This is a genomic window from Mycolicibacterium sp. HS_4_1, assembly GCF_054515875.1.
Genome location: NZ_CM137261.1, coordinates 5607412 through 5632521, shown reverse-complemented (window position 1 = coordinate 5632521; position 25110 = coordinate 5607412). Strand labels below are relative to the sequence as shown.

General features: G+C 65.0%; 25 protein-coding genes. 15 read left to right on the top strand and 10 right to left on the bottom strand.

Annotation, left to right across the window (positions count from 1 at the left end):
* Positions 1-110: 110 nt before the first annotated feature.
* Genes ACX12F_RS27175 through ACX12F_RS27165 form a run of 3 tightly spaced genes read left to right on the top strand, consistent with a single transcriptional unit; the run spans position 111 to position 3161 of the window.
* On the top strand, positions 111-668 hold the full coding sequence (locus ACX12F_RS27175) for a hypothetical protein (RefSeq protein WP_459367334.1): 558 nt from the start codon (positions 111-113) through the stop codon (positions 666-668).
* Positions 658-1701, top strand: coding sequence for a ferritin family protein (locus tag ACX12F_RS27170; RefSeq protein WP_459367333.1), 1044 nt, complete (start codon positions 658-660; stop codon positions 1699-1701). Before ACX12F_RS27175 ends, ACX12F_RS27170 begins: the two co-directional genes overlap by 11 nt.
* Positions 1698-3161: a phenylacetate--CoA ligase family protein gene (locus tag ACX12F_RS27165; protein ID WP_459367332.1), complete on the top strand. Its 1464-nt coding sequence runs from the start codon at positions 1698-1700 to the stop codon at positions 3159-3161. The genes ACX12F_RS27170 and ACX12F_RS27165 overlap by 4 nt, the downstream gene beginning before the upstream one ends.
* 34 nt (positions 3162-3195) lie before the next feature.
* Here the strand turns inward: ACX12F_RS27165 and ACX12F_RS27160 are convergent, their stop codons facing one another.
* On the bottom strand, positions 3196-3819 hold the full coding sequence (locus ACX12F_RS27160) for a sulfocyanin-like copper-binding protein (protein WP_459367331.1): 624 nt from the start codon (positions 3817-3819) through the stop codon (positions 3196-3198).
* Between the two features lie 2 nt (positions 3820-3821).
* Positions 3822-4085 (bottom strand): SHOCT domain-containing protein, encoded by a 264-nt coding sequence (locus ACX12F_RS27155; RefSeq protein ID WP_459367330.1) that lies wholly within the window; start codon positions 4083-4085, stop codon positions 3822-3824.
* Positions 4086-4282: 197 nt separating this feature from the next.
* Here ACX12F_RS27155 and ACX12F_RS27150 point away from each other — a divergent pair, with 197 nt between their 5' ends.
* Positions 4283-5485, top strand: a complete 1203-nt coding sequence (locus ACX12F_RS27150; RefSeq protein ID WP_459367329.1) for an adenylate/guanylate cyclase domain-containing protein — start codon at positions 4283-4285, stop codon at positions 5483-5485.
* A gap of 20 nt (positions 5486-5505) precedes the next feature.
* Here the strand turns inward: ACX12F_RS27150 and ACX12F_RS27145 are convergent, their stop codons facing one another.
* Together ACX12F_RS27145 and ACX12F_RS27140 are read right to left on the bottom strand one after the other, a co-directional pair.
* Positions 5506-6843: a WS/DGAT/MGAT family O-acyltransferase gene (locus ACX12F_RS27145; RefSeq protein WP_459367328.1), complete on the bottom strand. Its 1338-nt coding sequence runs from the start codon at positions 6841-6843 to the stop codon at positions 5506-5508.
* A 7-nt stretch (positions 6844-6850) separates the two neighbouring features.
* Positions 6851-7534, bottom strand: coding sequence for a TetR/AcrR family transcriptional regulator (locus ACX12F_RS27140; RefSeq protein ID WP_459367327.1), 684 nt, complete (start codon positions 7532-7534; stop codon positions 6851-6853).
* A gap of 100 nt (positions 7535-7634) precedes the next feature.
* Here ACX12F_RS27140 and ACX12F_RS27135 point away from each other — a divergent pair, with 100 nt between their 5' ends.
* Both ACX12F_RS27135 and ACX12F_RS27130 read left to right on the top strand, forming a co-directional pair.
* Positions 7635-8192 carry an ester cyclase gene (locus ACX12F_RS27135; protein WP_459367326.1) on the top strand — a complete coding sequence of 186 codons (558 nt, stop codon included), beginning with the start codon at positions 7635-7637 and terminating at the stop codon, positions 8190-8192.
* The gene (locus ACX12F_RS27130; RefSeq protein ID WP_459367325.1) at positions 8189-8977 is read left to right on the top strand and encodes an MBL fold metallo-hydrolase; all 789 of its coding nucleotides are present in this window, start codon (positions 8189-8191) and stop codon (positions 8975-8977) included. The genes ACX12F_RS27135 and ACX12F_RS27130 overlap by 4 nt, the downstream gene beginning before the upstream one ends.
* Here the strand turns inward: ACX12F_RS27130 and ACX12F_RS27125 are convergent.
* Positions 8974-9990: an AraC family transcriptional regulator gene (locus tag ACX12F_RS27125; protein ID WP_459367324.1), complete on the bottom strand. Its 1017-nt coding sequence runs from the start codon at positions 9988-9990 to the stop codon at positions 8974-8976. The two genes, ACX12F_RS27130 and ACX12F_RS27125, sit on opposite strands and share 4 nt — an antisense overlap.
* A gap of 107 nt (positions 9991-10097) precedes the next feature.
* Between ACX12F_RS27125 and ACX12F_RS27120 the strand changes: the two genes are divergently transcribed.
* From ACX12F_RS27120 to ACX12F_RS27100, 5 genes are all read left to right on the top strand, one after another.
* Complete coding sequence (locus tag ACX12F_RS27120) at positions 10098-10931, top strand: SDR family NAD(P)-dependent oxidoreductase (RefSeq protein WP_459367323.1); 834 nt, start codon at positions 10098-10100, stop codon at positions 10929-10931.
* Positions 10928-11782, top strand: a complete 855-nt coding sequence (locus ACX12F_RS27115; protein WP_459367322.1) for an alpha/beta fold hydrolase — start codon at positions 10928-10930, stop codon at positions 11780-11782. The genes ACX12F_RS27120 and ACX12F_RS27115 overlap by 4 nt, the downstream gene beginning before the upstream one ends.
* Before the next feature lie 16 nt (positions 11783-11798).
* Positions 11799-12185 carry a DUF1330 domain-containing protein gene (locus ACX12F_RS27110; RefSeq protein ID WP_459367321.1) on the top strand — a complete coding sequence of 129 codons (387 nt, stop codon included), beginning with the start codon at positions 11799-11801 and terminating at the stop codon, positions 12183-12185.
* 103 nt (positions 12186-12288) lie between these two features.
* Positions 12289-13186, top strand: a protein-coding gene (locus ACX12F_RS27105; protein ID WP_459366735.1) for an IS5 family transposase whose coding sequence is annotated in 2 segments (ribosomal slippage) — positions 12289-12635 and positions 12634-13186 — 900 coding nt in all. Because the reading frame shifts where the segments join, the coding sequence is not laid out codon by codon here.
* A 17-nt stretch (positions 13187-13203) separates the two neighbouring features.
* Positions 13204-13365, top strand: a complete 162-nt coding sequence (locus ACX12F_RS27100) for an AMP-binding enzyme (protein ID WP_459367320.1) — start codon at positions 13204-13206, stop codon at positions 13363-13365.
* A 159-nt stretch (positions 13366-13524) separates the two neighbouring features.
* On the opposite strand, the gene ACX12F_RS27095 is transcribed toward ACX12F_RS27100, so the two are convergent.
* Positions 13525-14796 carry an integrase core domain-containing protein gene (locus tag ACX12F_RS27095; RefSeq protein ID WP_459367319.1) on the bottom strand — a complete coding sequence of 424 codons (1272 nt, stop codon included), beginning with the start codon at positions 14794-14796 and terminating at the stop codon, positions 13525-13527.
* A gap of 148 nt (positions 14797-14944) precedes the next feature.
* Between ACX12F_RS27095 and ACX12F_RS27090 the strand changes: the two genes are divergently transcribed.
* Positions 14945-16183 (top strand): HNH endonuclease, encoded by a 1239-nt coding sequence (locus ACX12F_RS27090; protein ID WP_459367318.1) that lies wholly within the window; start codon positions 14945-14947, stop codon positions 16181-16183.
* Positions 16184-16225: 42 nt separating this feature from the next.
* On the opposite strand, the gene ACX12F_RS27085 is transcribed toward ACX12F_RS27090, so the two are convergent.
* The 3 genes from ACX12F_RS27085 to ACX12F_RS27075 all read right to left on the bottom strand — a co-directional run bounded on the left by ACX12F_RS27085 (position 16226) and on the right by ACX12F_RS27075 (position 20144).
* Complete coding sequence (locus tag ACX12F_RS27085; protein ID WP_459370526.1) at positions 16226-19033, bottom strand: MMPL/RND family transporter; 2808 nt, start codon at positions 19031-19033, stop codon at positions 16226-16228.
* A gap of 68 nt (positions 19034-19101) precedes the next feature.
* Positions 19102-19500, bottom strand: a complete 399-nt coding sequence (locus tag ACX12F_RS27080; RefSeq protein ID WP_459370525.1) for an MmpS family transport accessory protein — start codon at positions 19498-19500, stop codon at positions 19102-19104.
* Between the two features lie 179 nt (positions 19501-19679).
* Positions 19680-20144: a hypothetical protein gene (locus ACX12F_RS27075; RefSeq protein WP_459367317.1), complete on the bottom strand. Its 465-nt coding sequence runs from the start codon at positions 20142-20144 to the stop codon at positions 19680-19682.
* 127 nt (positions 20145-20271) lie between these two features.
* Between ACX12F_RS27075 and ACX12F_RS27070 the strand changes: the two genes are divergently transcribed.
* The 3 genes from ACX12F_RS27070 to ACX12F_RS27060 are packed head-to-tail and all read left to right on the top strand — an operon-like array spanning position 20272 to position 23640.
* On the top strand, positions 20272-21261 hold the full coding sequence (locus ACX12F_RS27070; protein ID WP_459367316.1) for a phosphotriesterase family protein: 990 nt from the start codon (positions 20272-20274) through the stop codon (positions 21259-21261).
* Entirely contained in the window at positions 21239-21730 is a 492-nt protein-coding gene (locus ACX12F_RS27065) for a metallophosphoesterase family protein (protein ID WP_459367315.1), read from the top strand. Before ACX12F_RS27070 ends, ACX12F_RS27065 begins: the two co-directional genes overlap by 23 nt.
* A gap of 32 nt (positions 21731-21762) precedes the next feature.
* On the top strand, positions 21763-23640 hold the full coding sequence (locus tag ACX12F_RS27060; protein ID WP_459367314.1) for an alkyl/aryl-sulfatase: 1878 nt from the start codon (positions 21763-21765) through the stop codon (positions 23638-23640).
* A gap of 19 nt (positions 23641-23659) precedes the next feature.
* Here the strand turns inward: ACX12F_RS27060 and ACX12F_RS27055 are convergent, their stop codons facing one another.
* Positions 23660-25105 (bottom strand): carotenoid oxygenase family protein, encoded by a 1446-nt coding sequence (locus tag ACX12F_RS27055; protein WP_459367313.1) that lies wholly within the window; start codon positions 25103-25105, stop codon positions 23660-23662.
* Positions 25106-25110: the final 5 nt, after the last annotated feature.

Genomic DNA, 25110 nt, shown 5'->3' with positions numbered 1-25110 from the left:
CGCCGTGGTGACCAACGTCGCCTTTAACGCCGACATTGCGCCCTCGAATCGTCGACGGACTGCGCCGACGATAGCGATGTGTTGTGCGGCGAGCGAAAGGGATAGCGCGTATGGACACGTTGTTTGGGTTGCCGGGGCATCCATTGTTGGCGCACGTAGCGGTGACAGCGATTCCCGTCGCTGCGGTGCTGACGGTCGTGATCGCGGTTGTTCCGCGGGTGCCGGCGCTGGTGAAAATCACCACGCTGGCACTGGGCGCCATCGCGCTGGCCGTGGTGCCGTTCATGGAGTCCTCTGGCAAAGCGCTCGAACACAGGGTGACCGAGACGCCGGCGGTGGAGCTCCACACCGAAATGGGAGAAACGTTGCTGCCGTGGGTAATTGGTCTATTCGCGATCATCGTCGTGATCCTGATAGCTGATCGCTGGTTGCGTCGACCGCAGTCAAACGGGTCAGGCGCGGTAAGCGTGCCGCGTCGGCGCACCCCGATGGGGCGGGCGGTGACCGCGGCGGTGGCCATCACAGCTGCAGCCGTCGCTGCGGGCACTCTGGTACAGACGGTCCGTATCGGTCACAGCGGCGCGCAGGCCACCTGGTCGACCCCCGCGCCTGCCGTTCCCGCTCCTGGCTCGGGCGGCGCAGGTGAGCAGGAACAAGGTGAACACTGACCAGCGCCGCCGCGCAACTCATACAAATTCATTCCCGCGAAAATATCTGCGGTTCAATGTAATTAGAGGAGAACTGATGCTTCCTTTCGGCCGTTCGTCTATAGCCGCGTGCGCTGTGCTGATGCTGCCGGTAACCGCATGCGCCGGCCAATCGACCCCATCGGGCGCTCCAACCACGTCGGGCACCTCCGCACTGGCCGAATCCACCCGGGCCAATGCCCTGACGGCAATGCATGGCGAAGCGATGGCTCACGCGAAGTATCTGGCATACGCGGCGCAGGCTCAGCAGACGGGGCGCGCGCCGGCCGCTGAGCAATTCACCAGCGCAGCAGAAACCGAATTGCGCGATCATTTCGCTCGCGAAGCCGACCTCATCGGGCTAGGTGGCAACCTGCCCGAGAACCTACGCGACGCGCTGAGCGGCGAAACCACCGAAGCCACCAACATGTACCCCGAATTCGCCAAACAGGCCACCGCGGAACATGATCCGGCTGCAGCTGCGCTGTTCACCGACATCGGTTCCGATGAGGCCACGCACGCCAGAGACTTCAGCACCGCCCTGACCTCCGTCACCGGTGGCCAGGGCGCGCCACCGGTACCCGGTGGCGCGCGTCCTGCCCCGGAGGCGATTACCGCGGGACCGCCGCATGCGTCGGGTGCGACATTGGCCAACCTGCGCTCCGCGATGCAGGGTGAGGCCTTCGCTTACGCCAAGTACATGCGCTACGCAGATCAGGCCCGCCGGGACGGTAACTCCGCAGCGGCACAACTGTTCACCAGTACCGCCGCCATCGAACTCAACGAGCACTTCGCCTCCCTGGCCAACCTGGCCGGGCTGGTCGCTGCCAGCACCAACGACAACCTCACCGACGCCATCAACGGCGAACAGCACGAGGCTGATGTCATGTATCCGGACTATGCGCGCCAAGCCGATGCGGCGGGCAACCCGAAGGCGGCCGGCCTCTTCCGTGAAATCGCCGGCGACGAAAAGACCCATCAAAAGGCGTTCCAAGCGGCACTGACCACCTCATGAACCCGCCGCGGGACACCCGCCGCACCACCCGGCGGGTCCGCGGCACCCCGACCAGCGGGCTGGCATTTGTTCAGATCTGCTGGACGGTCTACCGGGCTCCACGCGAAGGCCCGGCGGGTATCGCGCGACGACAGCAGCAGCGCCTGGAGCACCTCGTCGCATTTGCCTGCGCACAGTCGCCCTACTATCAGCAGCTGTACCGCGATCTTCCCGAATCACTTTGCCCGACAGATCAATTGCCGACGGTCAGCAAGACCGATCTGATGAATCACTTCGACGACTGGGTAACCGACCGAGCCGTCACCAAGGCCACCGTGCAGGAGTTCCTGGCCAATCCGGACAATGTTGGCCACGATTTTCTCGGACGCTACGTCGTGTGTACGACCTCGGGTGCTACCGGTGTGCCGGCGATACTCCTGCACGACCATTTCGCGTTGATGGTCTACAACGTCCTGGGCTACCTGCGTTCGTTGCCGGCGGCGCTGATGACGCCCAGAGATATCGGGGCACTGTTGCGGCGACGGGCCCGACTGGCGGCGGTGTTTGTCACCGGTGGACATTTCCTGGGCAACACCATGATGGCTCGACGCATCCGTGCGCTGCCATGGCGCGCCAAGACTCAGCGCCTGTTTTCCGCATTGTCGCCGGTACCGCAACTGGTGCACGACCTCAACGCCTTTCAACCCGCAGTACTGGGTGGCTATCCGAGCGCGCTCGAGACGTTGGCCAGAGAACAGCAAGCCGGGAGGCTGCATATCCGCCCCATTCTGATCAACGCCGCGGGTGAAACGCTCACCACCACCGCACGCCGGCTCATCGCAGCCGCTTTCGGCTGCCGAGTCGGCAACTACTACGGCTCCTCCGAAGCCGTCGGGTTGACCTACGAATGCCGGGCACAGCGACTGCACGTCAACGCCGACTGGTACCTCGTTGAGCCCGTCGACGAACACAACCGCGCGGTACCGCCGGGCCGGCTCTCCGATGGCGTGCTGGTGACCAACTTGGCCAACACAATTCAGCCGATCATTCGCTACCAGATGGGCGACCGCGTCGCGATCGACCCCGATCGGTGTCCATGCGGCAGCCCTTTTCCCTCCATACGGGTGGTCGGGCGCACCGACGACGTCCTGACGTTTCCGACCGAAGCGGGGGAACCGGTTCGCATCCTGCCGCTCGCGGTCGCGACGGTGGCAGAGGAGATTCATGGGGTTGCTGCCTGCCAGTTCGTTCAGCGCACACCGTCGACGCTCACCGTTCGCCTCGCCACCGACGACGACGCCGATGAGCGGCAGGTGTGGTCCGCACTCCGAGAGCGGCTGGCCGCCTTTCTCACTCAGCATGGCGCCACCACCGTCACGGTCGAGAAAGCAGCAGAGCCACCCGCCCTGCACCCTCGCAGCGGAAAATTCCGGCAGGTGTATTCGGAGCTGACAGCACAACATGATGCCGGGCGCGGCTAGGCTTCCCGGTTGAATCGGTGACAGCGGATCATGCTCAAGGTGCGACTACGTCAAGCTCGGCGTACATGCCCGCCGCGTAGTGCCCGGCGATGTTGCAGATCAGCTCGTAGCGCCCCGGTGACAGGGTCAGGGTGGTCCAGCCGGTGGACTGTGGGGCAATGCCGTACTCGGGCGAGTTTTCTTCGCCTTGGTCGGCGCCGCAGGTGCGGGACGCTTCACCCAGGCTGCCTGCCTCGTCCACGCGGCCGTCGGCGCCGCTGACACGTTGCCCGGGTAGCTGGCCCGCAGGTAGTGGCAACACCACCATTTCGTGGGCCACGGTGCCGGTGTTGTCGACACGCAACGATATCTGACCGGCCGGGATCAGGTTGGGATACACCATGATTCGCATCATGCCCATACCTGGCATCATGTGCTGGCCCATCATCGGATATCGGCCCATCATCGACCGGCCCCACGGACCCATCATCGGTCCCATATCCGTGAGATTGACCTGCGTCACGGTGCCGGGCAACGCCGGTACCGAACATGTTGGGGCAGAGGGATATTGTCGCCATCGGCCGGGGTACGCCACCGCAGTGGCGGCCAATCCAAGGATGAGCGACGCGGCTGCGATGGCCAGCACCGACCACGCACGGTGGGCGCGCCCCGTAGCCATGGTCAGCGGTGCTCGCGCAGGGCGGTCATGCGCCGCCGGTATTCGTCATCATCAATCTCGCCCCGAGCCAGGCGCCCACCCAAGATGTCTTCTGCGGCCGGGGTCCGCGGCGCGGTATCCGCGTCCCGATGGGCACCGCTGAGGTAGCGCACCACGAGCACCGTCGCGGTGATCAGCATTGCGAAGAACAATGTGAACACCACAGCGGTGCCGACCCAACCCCAGCCGCCATTCCACATCCAGCCGTTGCCGCCCCAGCCGCACATCTGCCCGCTCCCTTCCCGGCGCCCGTCACGAACTCCGTCCGCAATCGAAACGATTCACCGGAGCGTCAAGGCTTTCTAGAGTCCAATGGCCGGCCACGCAGGGCCCATGGTCGTCAGCCCCCGTCGCGATACGGGCGTCGGGCAATCTGGCCGTGAATGCCGCCCTGACGTGCGCGTTCGGCGCTAAGCTGCCGGTCATGTCGCCGGCGACCACGTCTGCACAGGCCCTGGCGCGCCGCCAACGGGTGTTGACGGTCGCCGCCCGGATCGGTGCGGTGGTGGCCGCTTTTCTCGGCGTCCTGTCGATGCTGGCGGGTGAGGCCGGCATCTGGATCGGGTGCCTGGCCGTCCTGTCCACGCCGGCCTACCTGATGATGCCCAGGCTGTACCGCTATGGCGAAGTCGTCGCACCGCTGACCTTCATCGGCATCGCCTATTTCGTCACGACCCTCGTGACCGCCTATGTCGGGAGGGGAGCCGGCCAGCAGTTGTACTTCCTCGTGGCTGCAGCGCTGTTGGTGGTCATTCTCGGAATCGATCACGTCGTACTCGCATCGGGAGTCGCGGCAGTGGGTGCAGCAACGAGCATCGCATTGCAGTTCCTGGTACCCGCGGATACCGGCGTCCAGCCGCTGTGGGCCACGACCGTAGGGTTCGTCATCTCGGTGGTTTCCTCATGGGTGCTCGTGATTGCCACCATCGGGTACGCGATGCGCGAAACCGCCCGCGCCGAAACAGCTTTGGCCGGTGAATACGAACGCTCGGAGTCGCTGCTGGCCAACATCCTGCCGGCGAAGGTCGCCGAGCGGCTGAAGGATCCGCACCGGGACGTCATTGCCGACCGGTACGACGAGGCCTCGGTGCTGTTCGCCGATATCGCCGGATTCACCGAGCGGGCAAGCGCTACCTCGCCCACCGATCTGGTCAGGTTCCTGGACGCCTTGTACACCGACCTGGACACCCTGGTGGACCGTCACGGACTGGAGAAGGTCAAGACGAGCGGTGATTCCTACATGGTCGTGAGCGGGGTGCCGGAACCACGACCCGACCATCTCCAGGCATTGGCATGCCTGGCTCTGGAGATGGTCGATGTGGTCGCCGAGTTGACGGACCCTGATGGCCGGCCGGTGCCGCTGCGGATCGGGCTGGCCTCGGGCCCGGTGGTGGCGGGTGTGGTTGGCGCCCGCAAGTTCTTCTACGACGTGTGGGGTGACGCGGTCAACGTCGCGGCGCGAATGGAGACCACCGACGTCGTAGGCCGAATCCAGGTGCCGCAGAACGTCTATGAGCGGCTCAAGGATGCTTTCGTGCTGGAGGAGCGTGGGGCGGTCGAAGTCAAAGGCAAAGGCGTGATGCACACGTGGTACCTGACGGGCAGCCGCGGTGTTTCAACGCACTGAACGGGATCGGTTGCGGCTGGCTACGCCGCAGCCTGCTCCAGTTCATCGAGCGCGTCGCGGGAGTAGACCGCCAGGCGCTGCAGGTGCGGCATGGTGTCGCGGCAGCCGACGAACCCGAGGATGACCTTGTCGGTGTAGCCGACCAGGGTGATGTTCAGGCCGTAACCATCGCACAGGAAGGACACCGGGGCGATCAGTTCCAGCTGGGCACCGCCGAGGTACAGCGGCTCTTTGGTCAGCACCACGTTGGACACGGTGAGGTTGAACAACGGCGGAATCTTGGTGAGGGCACCGGTCTTCTGGCCGATGGTCAGCGGCAGCAGACCCATCAACGTGTAGTGGTTCAACGCATTTGGTGACATCGCGAGCAGTTCCTTCTTGCCGCGCGTGGTCGAGGCATTGATCACCGCCAGCCGCTGTAACGGGTCGGATTCGGTTGTCGCCAAAGGGCAGACGAATCCGGCGGCGGCATTCAGGGTGTCCTCGTCCCGCTCCCAGCCCACCGGCACCGAGGCGGTCAGGGTTTCGTCGGGTAACTCACCCTGCTCGTCGAGGTAGCGGCGCAAGGCCCCTCCGCACACGGCAAGCGTGACGTCGTTGACCGTCGTCTCTGTGGCTTTGGCGATGGTCTTCAGGCGGGACAGCTCGAGCACCTCGACCGCGAGGCGGCGCTGCGGCGTGAGCGTCGCGTTGAACGGAGCCCGCGGGGTGCCCAGCGTGGCGCCCACGTGGCTGTTGGCGCCGCCGATCATCCCGACCAGATTCTTCACCAACTCGGCCGAACCGGTGACGCCGTCGGCGGCCCGGTTCCACAGCTCGTACGCGACCGACGCGAGCCGGTTGCGGTCGGGCACCTCGGCCTTCGGTCCGGCCTCGGACAGCGGTACGTAGCGGTCGGGTTCGGTGCTCAACCATTTCTTGATGGTGTTGATCGCGCCCATGCCGTCCACCGCGCAATGGTGGGCCTTGAAGTAGATCGCGAAGCGACCGTCGCACAGGCCTTCGATGAAGTGCGCCTCCCACAACGGCCGGTGCATGTCGAGTGGGTGCGCGTGCAATCGGGCGACCAGTGTGCCGAGGTCGGCCTCACTCCCCGGATACGGCAGCGCCGACAGGCGCACGTGGTACTCAGGGTCGGGGTCGACAGCGCGCCACTCGGGCAGCAGACCGTCGACCACTTCGCTGTCGAACGGGAACGGCAGAAACGAGAGTTTGGAGAACGCTTCGTAGAGGTCGCGGACGTAATCGGGGCCGGCGGCGTCGGGCAACCGGAATGTCAGCAGGGCGCCGATGTGCATCGGCGTCCGGTCGGACTCCATCCGGTAGAACATGGTGTCGACAGCACTCAACAACCGCATGGCAGCACTATGGCAGGTTCGCCAGCTGGAACGCGACGAAATCCACCACCAAGTCCACGCCCGACGCGAATTCTTCGTCCCGATCGAACCGGGCCAGAAAAGGAGCGCACGCAACGACTTCCGGTAGCGAGGAACTCTCGAGTTCCGCCTGCCGGGACGCGATGTCGGCCGGATTCGCGCTGCCGAACGTGGGGCCGGCCGACACCTCGCGAAGCAGCATCCCGACGAGGGTCGCCACGAGTACACGAGTGAGTCGCACGGCGTGCTCGGGGTCCGCTCCCGCCCGCCGCAGGATGGACAGCAGGGCGTCGACGGGTGCGAGCCCGGCCGGCGACGACATCGGCCGGGTCAGAATGAGCGTCGCGGCTTCGGGATGTGCGAGTGTCACGCGCCGAAACTCGTAGGCGAGGGCCCGCAGATCGGTCCGCAGCTCACCGGTGGGTGACGGGGGCCGCAGCTGTCCCAGCAGATGTTCGGCGACGGCGTCCAGCAGGTCGTCTTTGTCGGCGACGTGGTGGTACAGGCTTTTCGCGTCGACGCCGAGTAGTCGGCTGACCGACCGCATGCTCACCGCGGCGATGCCGTCATCGTCGATCACGGTCAGCGCCGCCTCGCGGATGGTCGATCGGCTGAGCTGTGCCAGGGCTTTTGGCGGCCGTCCGCGTCGAGGCGCTGGGGTGGCCGCGTTCATGGGCCCATTCTCACCCAGACTCTTGCGAATTTCCACGCCGTGGGATTACTCTCGATTTAATCCCACGGTGTGGAAATAACTTGTAGCTGGAGGAGACGTCATGACGCACCGCTTCGCCATTCCTTCCCTCGAGGTATTGCAGGCTCGCGAGAAGCTCGTCCTCGACCACTTCCACGACGAGGTCCGTCAGGACTGGGACGACGTGCTGGCCACCTTCCCGCATCCGCACTACGAGATCATTCCGACGCTGACCGTCCACGACGGCGACGCCGATGTGCGTGGCTACTACCACGACACCCGGGTCGCGTTCCCCGATCAGGACCACGAGATCATCGCGCTGCGCCACAGTGCCGATGCGGTGATCGTCGAATTCTGGCTACTCGGAACACATCTCGGTCCGCTGGGCGGCATCCCGGCCACCGGATCGCGGCACCGCACCCGGATGACGGCGTACTTCGTCTTCGACGAGGACGAGAACCTGGTCGCAGAACGCATCTACTTCGACACGCTGACGATGCTGAAACAGCTTGTGGGCGGCCTGAATCTGCGTGATCCACGAAACTGGCCCACGGTCATCCGGGGGCTGCGCGGCCTACTGGCCATGTCGAGCCAGCCTGACGCCCGGCTCATCGATACCGCGCCCGCCAACCTGACATGAGAGTCCACCACCTGAACTGCGGCACCATGCACCCGCGTTTCGTCCCCGACGGGCTGGTCTGCCACATCCTGCTCGTGGAAACGCCCGGCGGCCTCGTGCTTGTGGACTCAGGGCTGGGGCTCCGGGACGCTGAGTCGCCGGCCAGTCGTTTCGGCCCGGCCCGCTTCTACGTTCGCCCGGTGTTCGACCCGAGCGAAGCCGCCGTCAACCACATTCGCCGGCTCGGATATCAGCCCAGCGACGTTCGGTACATCGTCATCACCCACTTCGACGCGGACCACGTGGGCGGCCTCGCCGACTTCCCTTGGGCACAAGTCCATCTCACCGACGCCGAGGCGTTTGCGACGCTGCACCCGAAGACCCTGGTGGAGAGACAGCGGTACCTGCCTGCCGGGCACGCGCATGGCCCGACCCTTGTCGAGCACTCGCCGTCGAGCGCCGAGTCCTGGCGCGGATTCCCGGGCGCCAAAGAACTGACCGAGATCGCCGACGGCATCGTCTTGATCAGCCTGCCCGGGCACACGCGTGGGCACGCCGCGGTGGCGGTCGACGCCGGAGACCGCTGGATTCTGCATGCCGGTGACAGCTTCTACCACCACGGCCAGCTCGACGGCAGCGCCACGGCGCCCCGTGCCCTGCGGCTGATGGAACGCTCCGTCGCTTTCGACTGGCGGCGGGTCCAGGCGAATCATCAACGCTTGAGCGAACTTTGGGCTGCAGATGAACCTGATCTATGCCTAGTCAACGCCCATGATCCGCAGCTGCTGCGGCGAGCGGCCGGCTAGGTCTGGCCCAGGGCGTCCCGCCGGATTGCGCGGCGATGGCTGGCCGGACCGGCGCCGAACCAACGGCGGCATGAGCGCGTCAGCACGCTCTGCTCGGCGTAGCCGAGCTCGCGAGTCAGGTGAGACAGGGTCATGTTGGTATCGCGAAGGTAGTGCTCGGCAGTTCGCCGGCGGACGTCGTCCAGTAACTCGCGGAATGGCGCTCCTTCGTCGGTGAGCCTGCGCTGCAAGGCTCGTGGATGCATGTTGAACTGGCCGGCGATCAGTTCCAACGTGACGGTGCCGGTCGGCAAGAGTTGGCGGACCATCGTTCGCACTGACGCCGATAAACCTGAGTCGCGAGCGGTGATCAGTTTCAGATATTGGACGACGGCCTGGTTCGCGAGTTGATCATGGTTGAGATGCTGCGCGAGATCGGTTGCCCGCAAGGTGAATCCGGCGGCCTTGGCCCCGAAGCGTGGCGGGCAGCCGAAGTAGCGCCGATAGTCGTCCTCGGGCGTCAGTGGCTGGTGTGGAACGTGGACGTCCAACGGCGCATAGCCGGTGCCGATCATGAGTCGGAGCACGCGAAGTGTGACGCCGAGGGTCAGTTCTGTTGATTGCGGTATCGGCGGCGATCCCTCAAGCAACAATCGAAACTCGAAGAACGCCCGCCCGGGGTCGTCCAGTTGCGTGACGGTGGTGGAAATCGCCGGGCTGTAAGCCGCCATGAAGTTCTCGAAGATGGCGAACGCGTCGGCGACTGTGGCCGCGGTGCGGGCTGCGACCCCGACCGGCCCGAGGATCTCGATGCCTTGTCGCAGGGCGAGCCGGCGCCCGAAGTCCGGTGTGGCAGTGGCGACGGCGGCGGATTCGACGGCAGCGGCCACACCTTCAAAAGGGATGAAGACCTCGTATTGGCCGACGTCTCGGGGCTCGATGCCGGCAGTGCGAAGGAGCTCCACCGGATCGCCGCCCAGCTCGTGAACGAGCCGCGGGTAGTTCGACAGCGATGTTCCTCGCACGACGGACATGGCATCAAATGTCAAAGAATCGTCGTGAAGTGTCAAGACTGCGGCGGGTTCGGCGCGGGATCGTGATGGCAGTTGCCAGATCAACTGATCCGCGAAGGAGGACTCCCATGACAGTGCGACACGTCGCGATCACCGGCGGTGCCCGCGGCATCGGCCTCGCCACCGCCCAGGCCTGCCTGCGCGCAGGTATGTCGGTCGCGATCGGCGATGTCGACGGCGCGGCGTGTGCGGCCGCCGCTGCCGAACTCGGTGACCGTGCCGTAGGCCTGCGGCTCGACGTGCGCGACCCGGAGGATTTCGCTGCCTTTCTGGACTCCGCGGAAAGCTGTTTCGGTCAGCTGGACGCTGTGGTCAACAACGCCGGCGTCGCGCCCATCGGCATGTTCGTCGACGAGGATCCCGCCGACACCCAGCGCCTGCTCGACATCAACCTCGGCGGCGTCCTCCTTGGAACCAGACTGGCGCTCAGCCGGTTTCTGCCACGACGCCACGGCCACATCGCGAACGTCGCCTCGTCGGCGGGTCAGATCGCTACCGCCGGCGGCGCCACGTATGCGGCCACCAAGCATGGGGTTGTCGGGTTCACCCGGGCGATCCGCGCTGAATGCCGCGGCACCGGCGTGCGGACCACTATCGTGATGCCCGGCCTCATCAACACCGACATGATCAGCGGGTTCGGTAAGGCCCGCGGCAGCCGCATTGTCAGCCCCGACGCGGTGGCGGACGCCATCGTCGAGGCGTTGCGCGGCGGTCGCCATGAGATTTTCGTGCCCCGTGAACTCGGCCCGATGGCCCGGCTCATCGCCGGAACGCCACCCGCTGTGTCCGATCGGCTCAAGAGCCTGCTCAAGGCGGATCACATCATGACTCACGCCGACGCGAAGGCGCGTGCCGGATACAACCGGCGAATGAACCAGGACATCAAGGAGATTCAACGATGACCGGGTTCGAGACGCGACGGTTGGAGGTGAACGGTGTCGGCTCGCCGGTGTTGACTGGCGGCACCGGCGCCCCGCACGAGGCTGTGGTCTTCGTGCACGGCAATCCCGACGCCGCCGGAGACTGGGAACCATTGATGGCACGGGTCGCGGAATTCGCGGCCGTGGTCGCACCGGACATGCCCGGTTTTGGCGGGGCGGACAAGGGCGCGGACCAGGACTACACCTTGGCCGGGTATGCCGCTCACCTCGGTGGGTTGATCGACCAGCTCGACCTTGATCGAGTACATCTGGTCGCGCACGACTTCGGCGGTCCGATGGCACTGACCTGGGCTGCGGCGAATCCGGATAAGGTCGCCAGTGTCACGCTGATCAACACCGGAGTGCTGCTGGACTACAAGTGGCATCGGCTGGCTCGCGTCTGGCGCACCCCGATCGTGGGGGAACTGTTCATGCGCGCCACCACCGGCCGCTTGGCGCGCTTGGTGATGCGTCACGACAACCCCGGGTTACCCGATGGCTGGGTGAATCGCATTGCGGGACATCTGAATCCGGCGGGGACCAAGCGAGCCGTCTTGCGCCTGTACCGGTCCACCCGGGCGGAAGACATGGACGCGCTGGTCGAACCATTGCGCCGATGCGATCCCGATGCGCTCGTGGTGTTCGGCACCGACGACGTCTACATCCCGGCCGAACAAGCCGAGCGACAGCGCCGCGTGTTTCCGCGCGTACGAATTGAAACCTTGCCCGGTGTCGGTCACTGGGCGTGGCTCGAGCAACCCGACCGGGTTGCCGGCTTGGTCGTCCCGTTCTTGCGCGAACGGGTCGGCATTGATATTCAAAAATCCAACTGACACAAGGAGATTCGAAATGAGCACTTCGGTAGACACCACGGCAGAACAGTTTGCGGCGCTGGCCGCGCGGGCAGCCGACGCACCGGTGGTGATGGTGAACCTGCTGCAGTTCAAAAAGTCGGGAGGGATCGAGCGCTACCTGCAGTATGGGCAGGACGTGGCACCGCTCCTGGAGCAGGTCGGCGCCCACGTCGTCTACGGTGGCGTCGCGCCGGCGGTCATCATCGGCGACGGCGAGCAGCCGTGGTGGGACGCGATTCTGATCGTCGAATACCCCACGCCGGCAGCATTTCTCGACATGGTCACCACTGATGAGTACGCCAAGGTTCACGAGCATCGGGCCGCTGCGCTCGACCGCGGAGACCTGATTGCCACGTCGATGTGGTCGCTCGCTGATCAGTGATGGTGGGCCAGCCGCCTGACCGACGGTAGGTGTAGGTAATCCGAACTGATCGGCTAGGGCGTGTCTGACAAAAGTTTCAGGTGTGGTGCCTGAGACTTGAGGAATGTCGCGGTTCCAATTGCTCTCCGATGCCCAGTGGTCGTTGATCGAGGATCTGCTTCCGGTTCGAACGGGTAAGCGGGGCAGACCTTTCCAGGATGCTCGGTCGATGGTTGAGGGCATCATCTACCGGTACCGGTGTGGCATTGCCTGGCGTGACGTGCCGCAGGTGTTCGGTCCGTGGCAGTCGATCTGGACGTGGCACCGGCGGATGAGCGCCGACGGTACCTGGGATGCGGTGTTGGCCCGGTTGCTGGCGGCCGCTGATGAGGCCGGGATGATCGATTGGGCGGTGGCGGTCGATTCCACGATCGCTCGCGCGCATCAGCACGCCACGAACCTCACCCGTGACACAGGGGGCTGGGTCGAATTACACGAATCTGGCGATCGAGCCGCCTGACCACGGTATTGGCCGCTCCCGCGGTGGGTTAACCAGCAAGATTCACCATCTGGTCGACGGTCGCGGGCGGCCGTTGGTGGTGCTCGTGGGCGCCGGTCAATCCCACGATGGCCCGGTGTTCGAGCATTTGCTCGCCCATCTGCGAGTCGACCGCCCCGGCGGCGGACGGCCCCGCACCCGCCCCGATCGCGTCCGCGCAGACAAGGCCTATTCGAGTCGAGCCACCCGGACCTTGCTGCGGCGACGCCGGATCGGCGCGGTGATCCCGGAACCTTCCGATCAGGTCGCCAACCGGAAACGACGGGGCTGCCGTGGCGGCCGGCCCCCGGCCTTCGACGCCCAAGATTACAAGGGCCGCAACGTCGTTGAACGCAACTTCAATGACGTCAAGCAATGGCGCGGACTGGCCACCCGCTACGACAAGCTCGCCATCGTCTACCGCGCCGCAGCAGTCCTGAGAGCGGTCACCCTGTGGCTACCCCATTTGTCAGACACGCCCTAGTCGGGTCCCGATAACGGTTGCTGGAAAAGTGTCAAAAGGAAACTTCAGGCTGGTGCCGGGCTGAACTCGCGCCGGTCAAGACGCCCAAAGCCTGGCGGTTCGTCGACGCGTTGCCCATGACGCCGTCGGGCAATATTCAGAAGTTCCAATTGCGCGAATCAACTTGTGGGGACTGGTAGTTTGCGGCATCTGCTACTGGGGTGGGACGGCCGGTTGTCAGTTTCGTCAGCGCTGATGACGGTCACCGACCTCTCGCTTGCTTCGTACCAAACGCGAGCTCATCGAGCGATGGCTGAGTCTGCCTGTGATTTATCAGGACATCGGTGACAGTTGGTGTGTCAGGATTTCGGTGACAGTTCGTCTGGTTTGGGGTGTGAGCCGCGGGGTTTTCCGTTGCCGACGTAGGTCACTCCGGGTGCGGGCCGGGTGTGTTCGATGAGGATTTCGCCGTCGCCGTCGCCGTCGCCGTCGCCGTCGCCGTCGGTGGCGACCAAGACCTCGTGCAGGCCGTGTCGGCCGCCGACTTTGTAGATGACCCCGCCGAGCATGAATGTGCCGTCGGTGGTCAGCGTCCGGATGCTGGTGGTCGCGGGTAGCTCTGGTGCGGGCTGGAGCTGTTTGACTGCGGCCTGGATCAGCAGAGGCGGGTCGGGCTGGGGTCGGGGCGGGTCGGCTTTGGCGGTCGCTTCCCACGCGGTCAGCGGGGTGACGCGCCCGGGAAGCCCCTGATGTGGGCGCTCGGTGTTGTAGATGCGGTCGAACGCGTCGACCTGGGCCTGTAGTTCGGCAAGGGTCTCGGCGAGAGGCTGTTTATCCAGGTAGCGGAACAAGGTCTGATGAAATCGTTCATTCTTGCCCTGGGTGGTCGGTTTGTAGGGCTTGCCGGTGATGGCCTCCACGCCCAGTGCCCCAACATGATTAACGAATTTTCCGACCAATCCGCGGCGCGAAGGATTGAGCGCCAGTCCGTTGTCCGAGAGCAGTCGTTGGGGCACGCCGTGGGCGGCGACGGCCTTGTCAAAGACGGCGATCGCCGCCTCAGCGGTCTCGCCCCATGCCACGTGCGAGGCAACGGCGTAGCGGGAGTGATCATCGATGAGCTGGAAGATCACACACTTGCGCCCGCCGGCCAGGACGTACTCGGTGCCATCGAGTTGCCAGCACGCGTTCGGGGCCGGATAGACGAACCGCCGCCACGCCGAGCGGGGCTTTTTCTTCGGCTCCCGACGAGCCACGCCCGCTTCGCGGAAGATCCGGGCCAACGACGCCGTGGACGGGACCCGCGCCAGGCCCATCGCGTGCATCTTCTCGTGCACGCTGATCGGCCCATGGTCCAACCCGCAGTACTCCAGGGCAGCACGCACTCCGATGGCCTGTTCCTTGACCTCATCGCTCAACGTCGACGGGCTCGACTTCGGCCGTCGGGTCCGCGGTTCGAGCACCGCGGCCGAGCCGTCAGTCTTGGCGCGGTTACGCAACGCGTAGAACGACTTCCGCGAGATTCCATGTTCGGCACAGAACGTCGAGACCGCCCCGCGGGGCGCGTCATCGGGCCACTGCGCGATCGCCAGACGGACACGAGGATCGATCGGTTCATGAACAGCCACCACCTGAGCCTGCGGGCCCAAGTGTCACCACCAAGACCACCGGAACTGTCACCGATGTCCTGATGCAGAACTGTCACCTATGTCCTGCGACATTACAAAATCCGAACACTCCCCCCATTGCCATTCGAACGGTTGTTCGATAAAATGAGGTATGGGGATCGCGCAAGAATTCACCACTGGCCTCGGCGCCATCCGGGGCGTGCAGGTCCCCGGCGAAATTGCCGGGGACGACGCATTAGAGGCGATGCGCGTTCTTCTCCTGCTGCGCAACGTGATTGATCATCTGGCGGCGACGGTCGCCGGGGTCCTGGATCGGCGTGGCGTTGCAGCTGGGCAGGGGCGGACGGTGCGGGAGCTGCTGATCGCTCTCGGTGCGGCGCCGGCCGTGGCGTCGCGGGTGGTCCGTGTCGGTGTCGCGTTACCGTCGTTGCCGACGCTGGCCGCCCATGCCGCGGATGGGGCGATGTCCGGTGAGCATGTGGATGCGATCGTCAAGGGCATCAACCATATTCGGGCCCGCTCACCGGGCCCGGTGGATGAGGAGGCCCGGTTCGGGCAGGTGACCGATCTGGTGGGGCAGTTCTTCTCCGGGGCCACCCCCGCCCAGATCGGGGACCGCGCCCGCCGGCTGGGCAACCGGGTCGCCGCGGCCGAAGGTGGTCTGCCGGCCGCCGAGGACCGGTCGATCAACACCGTCGATCACCGGGTGACCAGCGACGGGCGCCTGCAGGTGCGGGCGGACCTGGATGCGGAGGTGGGTGCGAAATTCGTAGCCGCCATGGAGCAGTGGTCGGCGCCGCGGCCCGAACCCGACGGCACCGCTGACGTCCGTTCGGCGGGGCGGCGGCGCGCTGATGCCCTGGAGGCGGTGCTCGATATCGCGGCCCGGGGTGGGGATATCGCCTCGGCGCCGCGCACCCAGTTGCTGCTGACGGTGCCCGCCGACACCCCGGACCTGGCCCAACTCGAGTTCATGGGATCGATCAGCATGGCGACCCTGGAACGCCTGTCCTGCGACACCACCGTGACCACGGTGATCGTGGACGGCGAACAGGTACCCCTGGACATGGGACGCGATAAACGGTTGTTCCCGGCGCCGCTACGCAAAGCCTTGTATCTGCGGGATCAATGCTGCATCAAATGCGGGGCACCGCCCGGACGCACTCATGCCCATCACATCGTGCACTGGACCCACCACGGCCAAACCAGCCTGAGCAACGGCTGCCTGCTGTGCCCGGCGTGTCACGCCAATGTCCATCACGACGGCTGGGACGTCGTCATGGGCCTGGACAAACACCCCTGGCTCATCCCACCGGTGGCCGTGGACCCCCACCGCAGACCCATCCCGGCCTACAACCGCCGCACCATGCGACTGGACGTGGCCGCATAGCCGCCTCACACGCCATCTGAAACCTGCTGCGCACCTTGACAACTAAACAGTGTTGGCCGTTTTCATCACGCCCGGCTTGTACGGCTGCAGCGGCCGCTGCCGGACGAACGTCGGCCACCAGAACCACGGACCCAGTAGCCGCACCAGGCACGGCACGATGAACGACCGGACGACCAGGGTGTCCAGCAGCAGGCCGATGCAGACGGTCGAGCCCATCTGGCCGATGGTGCGCAGATCGCTGGAGAGCATGGCCAGCATGGTGAACGCGAACACCAGCCCGGCTGATGTCACCACACCACCGGTGCTGCCCAGCGCGCGGATCAAACCGGTGTTGAGGCCGGCGTGGATTTCCTCCTTGAGGCGGGCCACCAAGAGAAGGTTGTAGTCCGAACCGACGGCCACCAGCACGATGAACGTCAGCGGCAGGATCAGCCAGTGCAGGTGTAGCCCGATCAGGTGTTGCCAGATGAGCACTGACAACCCGAACGCGCCCGCGTAGGAGAACGCCACGGTGCCGGGAATGACCAAGGCGGCCACCAGAGATCGGGTGATGATCATCATGATCAGGAAGATCAGCACGAAGGCCGCGATGGCTGCGATCATCAGGTCGTCCTTGGCGTACAGCTGGATGTCCTTGTTGTTGGACCCCGAGCCGCCGATATAGATCTTCGACCCGGCCAGTGACGTCTCCTTCAATGCGATCTTGATGGCGTCGGGGAACTGCTCGACGTGCTCGATGCCCTCAGGTCCCATCGCGTTGCCCTCATGGGTGACGATGAAGCGCGCCGCATGGCCGTCAGGCGACATCATCAGTGCCATACCGGTTTTGATGTCGTCGTTGTCGAAGGCCTCGTGCGGGATGTAGAAGAAGTCGTCACTGCCCGAAGCGTCGAAGTCGTTGCCGACGTTGATCATGTCGTCGAAGGTCTGGTCGGTGTTCTTGTTCTGAATGTCGGTGGGGCCGTAATTGTTGACGATCAAAGCCAGCAGCGCCTGATTGTCGGCCACCGTCTGCCGCAGCAGTGACACCATCTGCGGCATCAAGCTGTCGACCACCTCCAACGAGCCGACGGCATTCCCGATGTCGGCGGCGAGGTTGTCCACCTTGTCGATCACGTCGAACAGCGACCGGAACGACCAGCACACCGGAATGTCGAAACAGTGCGGTTCCCAATAGAAGTACGCGCGGATCGGGCGCATGAAGTCGTCCAGATTGGCGACCGCGTCGCGCATGTCGTTAGTGACCTGCTGCATGTCCTCCATGGTTAGCACCGTGGAATGCAGCTCGTCGGCGAGTTTCTGGGTCAGGTCCGCCGTCTTCTTCAGCACCTCGATGCTGTGCGCGGTGATCTTGGCCTGCTGGGCGGTGTTCTCGTTGTTGTGCTGGGTGAACGGCAGCTGCTGGCCGTTGCCGCTGCCCTGGGTGGTGAAAAGGTAAGGGATGGAGGCATGTTCGAGGGCCCGTCCCATGGGGCGGGTGATGCTCTGCACCATTGCCACACCGGGCAGCCGGATCAGCGCCTTGGCCACGCGATCCAGCGAGATGAAGTCCGCCGAGTTGCGCATGTCATGGTCGGCCTGGACCATCAGCATCTCGCTGAACAGCTTGCTCTTCGGGAAGTGCCGGTCGGCGGCCTGAAATCCCTGGTTGGCCGGGGCATCTGGTGGCTGGTATGTGCGGTCGTCGTAGCTCACCTGGTACGTCGGCACGAACACCGCGCCCACCGAGACGACCGCGACGCTGGCCACGAGGATCGGCTTGGGCCAGCGCACCACGGCGGTGCCGATGCGCCGGTACAGCTTTGCCCTGACCGCCTGCTTCGGATCGAACAGCCCGAAGAGGCTGCCGACGCTGAGCAGTGCGGGTCCGATGGTGAGGGCACCGGCGATGGTGATCAACATGCTGACCGCCACGGCGGGGCCCATGGTGTGGAAGTAATTCAGCCGGGCAAAGGTCAGGCAGGCGCAGGCGCCGGCGATGGTTAGGCCGGAGCCGACGATGACGTGCGAAACACCTTTGTACGCCGTGTAATACGCGTCCTCCCGGCTCTCGCCGGCCAGCCGTGCTTCGTGATATCGGCCGATGAGGAAGATGCCGTAGTCAGTACCGGCGCCGAGCGTCAGCGAGATGACCATGTTCGTCGCGAACGACGACAACGGGATCACGCCGTAGTGGCCGAACGCCGAGATCACGCCCTTGACCGACAACATCAGCAGGATCACCCCGAAGAATGGCACCAGCATCGTGACGACCGAGCGGTAGACCAGCAGCAGCATGAAGATGATCAGGAACATCGTCGCGATGGTGATGTTGTTCAGGCTGGAGTTGGCGATGAGGACGGTGTCGGCCGCCAAGGGTGCTGCGCCGCTGACGTAAACCTTCAGCCCGGCAGGTGGATTGGAGTTCTTGACGATCTGTCTGACGGCATTGACCGAGTTGTTGGCCTCCATCTGGCCGATGTCGCCGGCCAGCCGCAGCAGAACGTAGGCGGACTTGCCGTCGAGACTCTGCGCGCCGGCTGCGGTGATCGGTTTGCCCCAGGTGTCCATGACGTACTGCACGTGCGTGCTGTCCGCTTTGAGCGTGCGGACCAGGCCGGCGTAGTAGTCGCGATCCTGTTCGGTGAGGCCCCGGTCGGCCTCCAGCACGAGCATGGTCAGGCTGGTCGAGGTGGACTCGTGGAATTCCTTGCCGATGGTCAGCATCGCCACTTGGGACGGCGCGTAGGTCGGCACCATCGGACCGGCGAGTTCCTCGGCGACGTCTTCGATCTTCGGCACGAACGTGTTCGTGACCACGGCGAGCAGGGCCCAAAAGACGATGATCGGGATCGCCAGCAGGCGAACCATTCTGGGGACGAAGGGCCGCTTCACCGCGCTGTGTGCGGGACGGGCGATCGGGGCGGTGTCGGTATCGGTCACGCGGACTTCACCCGGCACGCGACGTCGGCGTTGCCGTGATCGTCGGATTGTTCGTCGCGCACAACGTCGTTCACCTTCATCCGGCAGCCGACGGTGCCGCCGTGTACCTGAACGGAGATGCTGCCGGAAACGACCGTGAGGGTGGTGGTCTCGGTGTGCGACCACGGCAGTTCGGTCAGATTCACGGTGTGCGGGTGTCCGCTGATGTCGATGTACGACAGCAGGCCGCCGGAGCCGAGGTTGCCGAACACTTCATAGGTGAGCGTCTTGGGCGTGAACTCCGGTGGCGCCTGCGGTGGGTTGACGGCCAGCACTGGTCCGGGCTCGGAGAACTCGTGCACTTTCACCATGCACAGCACCCCGACGCCGATCGCGATCAGGGCGACCGTGGGCATCCAGGCGCGGGCAAGGAACCGCCAACCGGCAGAACGCTGGCTCACTCGACCACCTTTCGACAGTAGGACGTCATATATCAATTAGGTTGAGATGAGTCGGCGTAAACGCTATCAGTGAATCGACAACGGGGGAATTTGAGATATTCCACAGCACGAAAAGGCGTGGTCGGGGCGTCCAGCTAATTCCCAGAATCGGCCAGGGTCACCTGGGGGAGACGCCTTTTCAGCTTGATCACGCGGAAGATCTGGGTGGTGACATTGATGGACGAGATCATCGCGATGACGCCGAGGAACGTGCGCTCCGATGGCGTGGCTCCGTGCAGCTGTTCCAGGCTGCCGAGTACGTAGAAACAGCCCAGCGAGAAGATCGTGAGGGGAATCGCAAAGGTCATCAACGTCCGCTGGTTGTCGATCACCTGGGTGGCGTACTCCAGCTCCTCGGCCGTCATCGGCTCGCGCTTACGTACCTTGCCCAGCACCGTCTGCTTGGCTCGAACGTTCTCCGCCATCGGTAGTTGCGGTTGTTTTCGCAGGCGCTGGATATAGAAGAACATCACCGTTGCGCCGAATAGCAAAGTCAACAGGGCGACGTCGGCGAGCTTGCCGAACAGGTGCCAGTCGGTGCCGAGAAAATTCCAATCCATTCGGGCACTCCTTCGCAGTTCTGGATGTGCGGGACGTTACCTCAGCTAACTGGCAATGCGCGATCGGTGTCAACTCGATTGATATGAGCCCTTGATGCCGGGGCATCCATGGCACAGACTGGCGGAGATGACGCACGTGCAGACGGTCAGAGGCCCGCTGCCTGTCGACCAACTCGGGGCCACCCTCATGCATGAGCACGTGTTCATCCTGGGCGACGAAATCCGGCAGAACTTCCCGGATTATCCGTCGCCGTGGGATGAGGAGACCCGCGTCGCCGACGCGATCGACCAACTGCGCCAATGTAAATCGCGGGGTATCGACACCATCGTCGACCCCACGGTGATCGGCCTGGGCCGTTACCTGCCGCGCATCCAGCGGATCAACGAGCAGGTCGACATCAACATCGTCGTGGCGACCGGCATCTACACCTACAACGACGTGCCGTTTCAATTCCTGCACACCGGCCCCGGGCTGCTCTTCGATACGCCGGAGCCCATGGTGCAGCTGTTCGTCAGAGATATCCGCGAGGGCATCGGTGGCACCGGGGTCAGGGCCGCGTTCTTGAAATGCGCCATCGAGCGCCAGGGGCTGACGCCCGGCGTCGAGCGGGTGATGCGCGCGGTCGGTCAGGCGCACGTGCAGACCGGTGCGCCGATCACCGTGCACACCGACGCGCGCAGCCGCTCTGGCCTCGTCGCGCAGTGGGTTTTCGCGGAGGAAGGCGTCGACCTGACCAAGGTGGTCATCGGACACTCCGGCGACAGCACCGATCTCGACTATCTGTGCACGCTGGCCGATGCCGGGTCGTATCTCGGCATGGACCGGTTCGGGCTCGACATCCTGCTGCCGTTCGAACAGCGAGTCGACACCGTCGCGGCGCTGGCCAAGCGCGGTTATGCCGAGAAGGTCGTACTGGCGCACGACACATCGTGCTTCATCGACTGGTTCTCGCACGACGGGAAAGTTGCGGCGGTGCCGAATTGGAAGCTGACGCACATCAGCGACGACGTGCTGCCCGCGCTGCGCCAACGCGGCGTCACCGAGGACCAGATCACCACCATGCTGGTGGACAACCCGCGCCGGTATTTCAGTGATGCGCCTACTGCTGATCTCTGACACCCACGTGCCCAAGCGGGCGCGGGACATGCCGGTGCGGGTCTGGGATGAGGTGGCCCGGGCCGACGTCGTGCTGCACGCCGGTGACTGGGTTGACGTGACGCTGCTCGACGAACTCGAGCAGCGGGCCACCCGGCTGGTCGCGTGCTGGGGTAACAACGATGGCGCCGAGCTGCGCGTCCGGCTGCCGGAACGGGCTGACGTCACGCTCGGCGGCGTCCGGTTCACCGTCACGCATGAGACCGGCGCGTCATCGGGCCGCGACGCACGCATGGCCCGGCTATATCCCGACACCGACGTTCTGGTGTTCGGGCACAGTCACATCCCGTGGGACAGCACCGCGGCCACCGGACTGCGACTGCTCAACCCCGGCTCGCCCACCGACCGTCGGCGGCAACCGCACTGCACCTACATGACGGCCTTGGTGAGTGGCGGCACTTTGTCGGAAGTGGTGCTGCATAACCTCTAACCCGCGGGGTAATTGACGCTAGGTTGGTCGGCATGGAGCAGAAGCCGCCCACCGATGCCATTGCCGCCGCCAACCGTGCGCACACCGCGTCACTGCCGTTCGCGGACACCCGCGACTTCGACGACGCCGACCGTGGCTTCATCGCCGCGCTAGAGCCCTGCGTTGTCGCGGCCGCTGACGGAAGAGTGGTGTGGGACAACGATTCCTACAGCTTCTTGGACGGCGACGCCCCGGACAGCGTGCACCCCAGCCTGTGGCGGCAGTCGCAGTTGTGCGCCAAGCAGGGCCTGTACGAGGTGGTGCCGGGCATCTACCAGGTCCGCGGTCTGGATCTGTCGAACATCAGCTTCATCGAGGGCGACACCGGCGTCATCGTCATCGACCCGCTGATCTCCACCGAGACCGCCGCCGCGGCGCTTGCGCTGTACCGCGCGCATCGCGGTGAGCGCGAGGTCCGGGCCGTGATCTACACGCACAGCCACGTCGACCATTTCGGCGGGGTGCTCGGGGTGACGTCCCAGGCGGAGGTTGACGCCGGAAAGGTCACGGTCATCGCGCCGGAGGGCTTCACCGAGCATGCCGTGCAGGAAAACGTCTATGCCGGAACAGCAATGGCCCGCCGGGCGGGCTACATGTACGGCGCCGCCTTGGACCGCGGCCCGCAGGGGCAGGTGGGCTGCGGCCTGGGGCAGGTCGGGTCGACGGGCGAAGTCGCGCTCATCGTGCCGACCCTCGACATCACGGCGACCGGTGAGACCCACGCCATCGACGGCGTCGAGATCGAATTCCAGATGGCGCCGGGCACCGAGGCACCGGCCGAAATGCATTTCTATTTCCCGCAATTCCGCGCGCTGTGCATGGCCGAGAACGCCACCCACAACCTGCACAACCTGCTGACTCTCCGCGGCGCACTGGTTCGCGATCCGCATGGCTGGGCCGGTTACCTCACCGAAGCCATCGACACGTTCGCCGGGCGCACCGATGTTGTCTTCGCGTCGCACCACTGGCCCACCTGGGGACAGGACAACATCGTCGAATACCTGTCCGTGCAAAGGGATCTGTACGCCTATCTGCACGACCAGACGCTGCGTCAGCTCAACCAGGGCTACACCGGTATCGAGATCGCCGAAACCTTTCAGATGCCACCGGCATTGGAGAAGGCGTGGCACACCCACGGCTACTACGGCTCGGTCAGCCACAACGTCAAAGCCGTCTACCAGCGGTACATGGGCTGGTTCGACGGCAACCCGGGCCGGTTGTGGCAGCACCCGCCCGCCGCAGCGGCACCGCGGTACGTCGCAGCGATGGGTGGCATCGACCGGGTTGTGGAGATGGCCCGCGCCGCCGCCGACGAGGGCGATTTCCGTTGGGCCGTCACCTTGTTGGACCACGCCATCTTCACCGACGAGAATCACGCGGCGGCCCGCGAACTGTACGCGGACACGCTCGAACAGCTGGCCTACGGCGCCGAGAACGCGGTGTGGCGCAACTTCTTCCTGTCCGGCGCCACCGAGCTGAGAGTCGGCAAGTTCGGCACACCGACCCAGGCCGCCTCACCGACCATCATGATGCAGCTGACCCCGGAGCAGATGTTCGATACCTTCGCCATCAATATCAACGGCCCGCGGGCATGGGACCTGAACCTCGCCATCGACGTGACATTCCAGGACATCGCCACCAACTACCGGCTGAGCCTGCGCAACGGAGTCCTGGTACACCGCGAGGTTGCCGCCGACCCGGATACCGCGCAAGCCACCGTCACCCTGGCGAACAAGTTGCGGCTGTTGGCTTTTGCCGCCGGAGATACGAGCTCCCCGGGGGTTGAGGTGACGGGCGACGCCACGGCGCTCCCGACGCTGCTGAGCGTGGTCGACCGGCCCGACCCGGCGTTCAACATCATCACGCCGTAGCCGAGCCGGTCGGCGAATCTCACGTGCTGGGTACCCAGTTGCCGTGGAACCCGGCCGGCACCCGGTGTGGGATCTTGATGCTCGCGAGGTCTTCCAACGTTTGGGCATCGATGATCGCCAGCTCGCTGCGGTCGGTTGTCTGGTCGTAGACGTAGCCCATCAGCACGCCGTCGTCTTCGGCCGCGGTCGCGGACGACGGATGGAAGACGAACTCGCCCAACATCTTCCCGCTACCGAAGTTCCGGGTGGCAGTGCTGCCGCCGATCAGGTCGTGCTTGAGCAGCGTGTCGCTGCCGCCGGCATCTTCGCCTACGGTGGGTGCATAGCCGTAGCGGTGGCGCTTGCCGGTCAGGCGTTCGTCGACCCGCGGGAACTCCTGGCCACGGTCGTCGAAGCGTTCTTCGCGGACCTTGCCGTCGCCGAGGTCGACGGTCCAGCGTTCGAGGGTGGGCGGTCCCTCGTTCGGTCCCAGCTGGTCGGTGTCGAACATCTTCGGGTGCCGGACCACATCCAGGACGATCGTGTTGTCGTCGGGGGAGTCATAGGCATTCATCGGATGGAACACGTAGCAGGGTTCCACTTCGAACCACCGGACGTCTGAGTTGCCGCCGTCGCGTGGCATCACCCCGACGCGGGCCGGGTATTTCGGATTCCACGAGTAAGGCATCCGCCGGTCCTTCGATGAAAAGCTCGACTGTCGCGCGGTGACCGGATCGGGAATCTTGACCCGACCGATCAAGGACGACAACAGCAGTCGCGCCGGCAACCGCAGTAGCTTCGGCACCGCCATCTCGGTGATGATGCCCGCATCGAAGCTCACCGGCAGGTCGTAGAAGATGACGTGCCGCTCGGTGAGGGAGAAGTCGTGCATCATCGGGCTGCCGTGCACTTCGATGTCGACAGTGCGCTTGGCGCGGCCGTCGGTGCCGATCACCGAGTACTGCACGGTGTTGCCGCGGGCAAAGCTGTACGAAACCGCGTGCAGTTCGCCGGTTTCCGGATCACGCTTCGGATGAGCGGTGTAGCCGCCGCGGAGCGTGCCGTCGAAGTCGCAGACACCCACGGTGTCCAATTCGTCGGTCAGCTCGAAGTTCGCCCCGCCGCCTTCGACCAGCGCCAGGGTCTTGCCGGCGTGTCCCAGCACATTGGTGTTGGCACCGATGCCGAAAGGACTGCCGTGCCCGGCCTGAGTACCTTCGCCGAGCGCGGCGGCGGTGGACGGCCCGCGCACCCAGCGATTGCGGTACCACTCGGCTTTACCGTCGCGGATGCGGATGCCGTGGACCATGCCGTCACCCAGGAACCAGTGATACAGCTCGGGATCGACTTCGCCGATCGGGTTGGGGCCGTTGCGTAGATAGCGACCGTCCAGATAGTCCGGGATCGTGCCGGTGACGGTCAGGTCGGTCAGGGTGTATTCGTCGTGCAGTGGCGCGAAGGCGCCTTCCAGGTAGCGGTTGGTCATCCCAG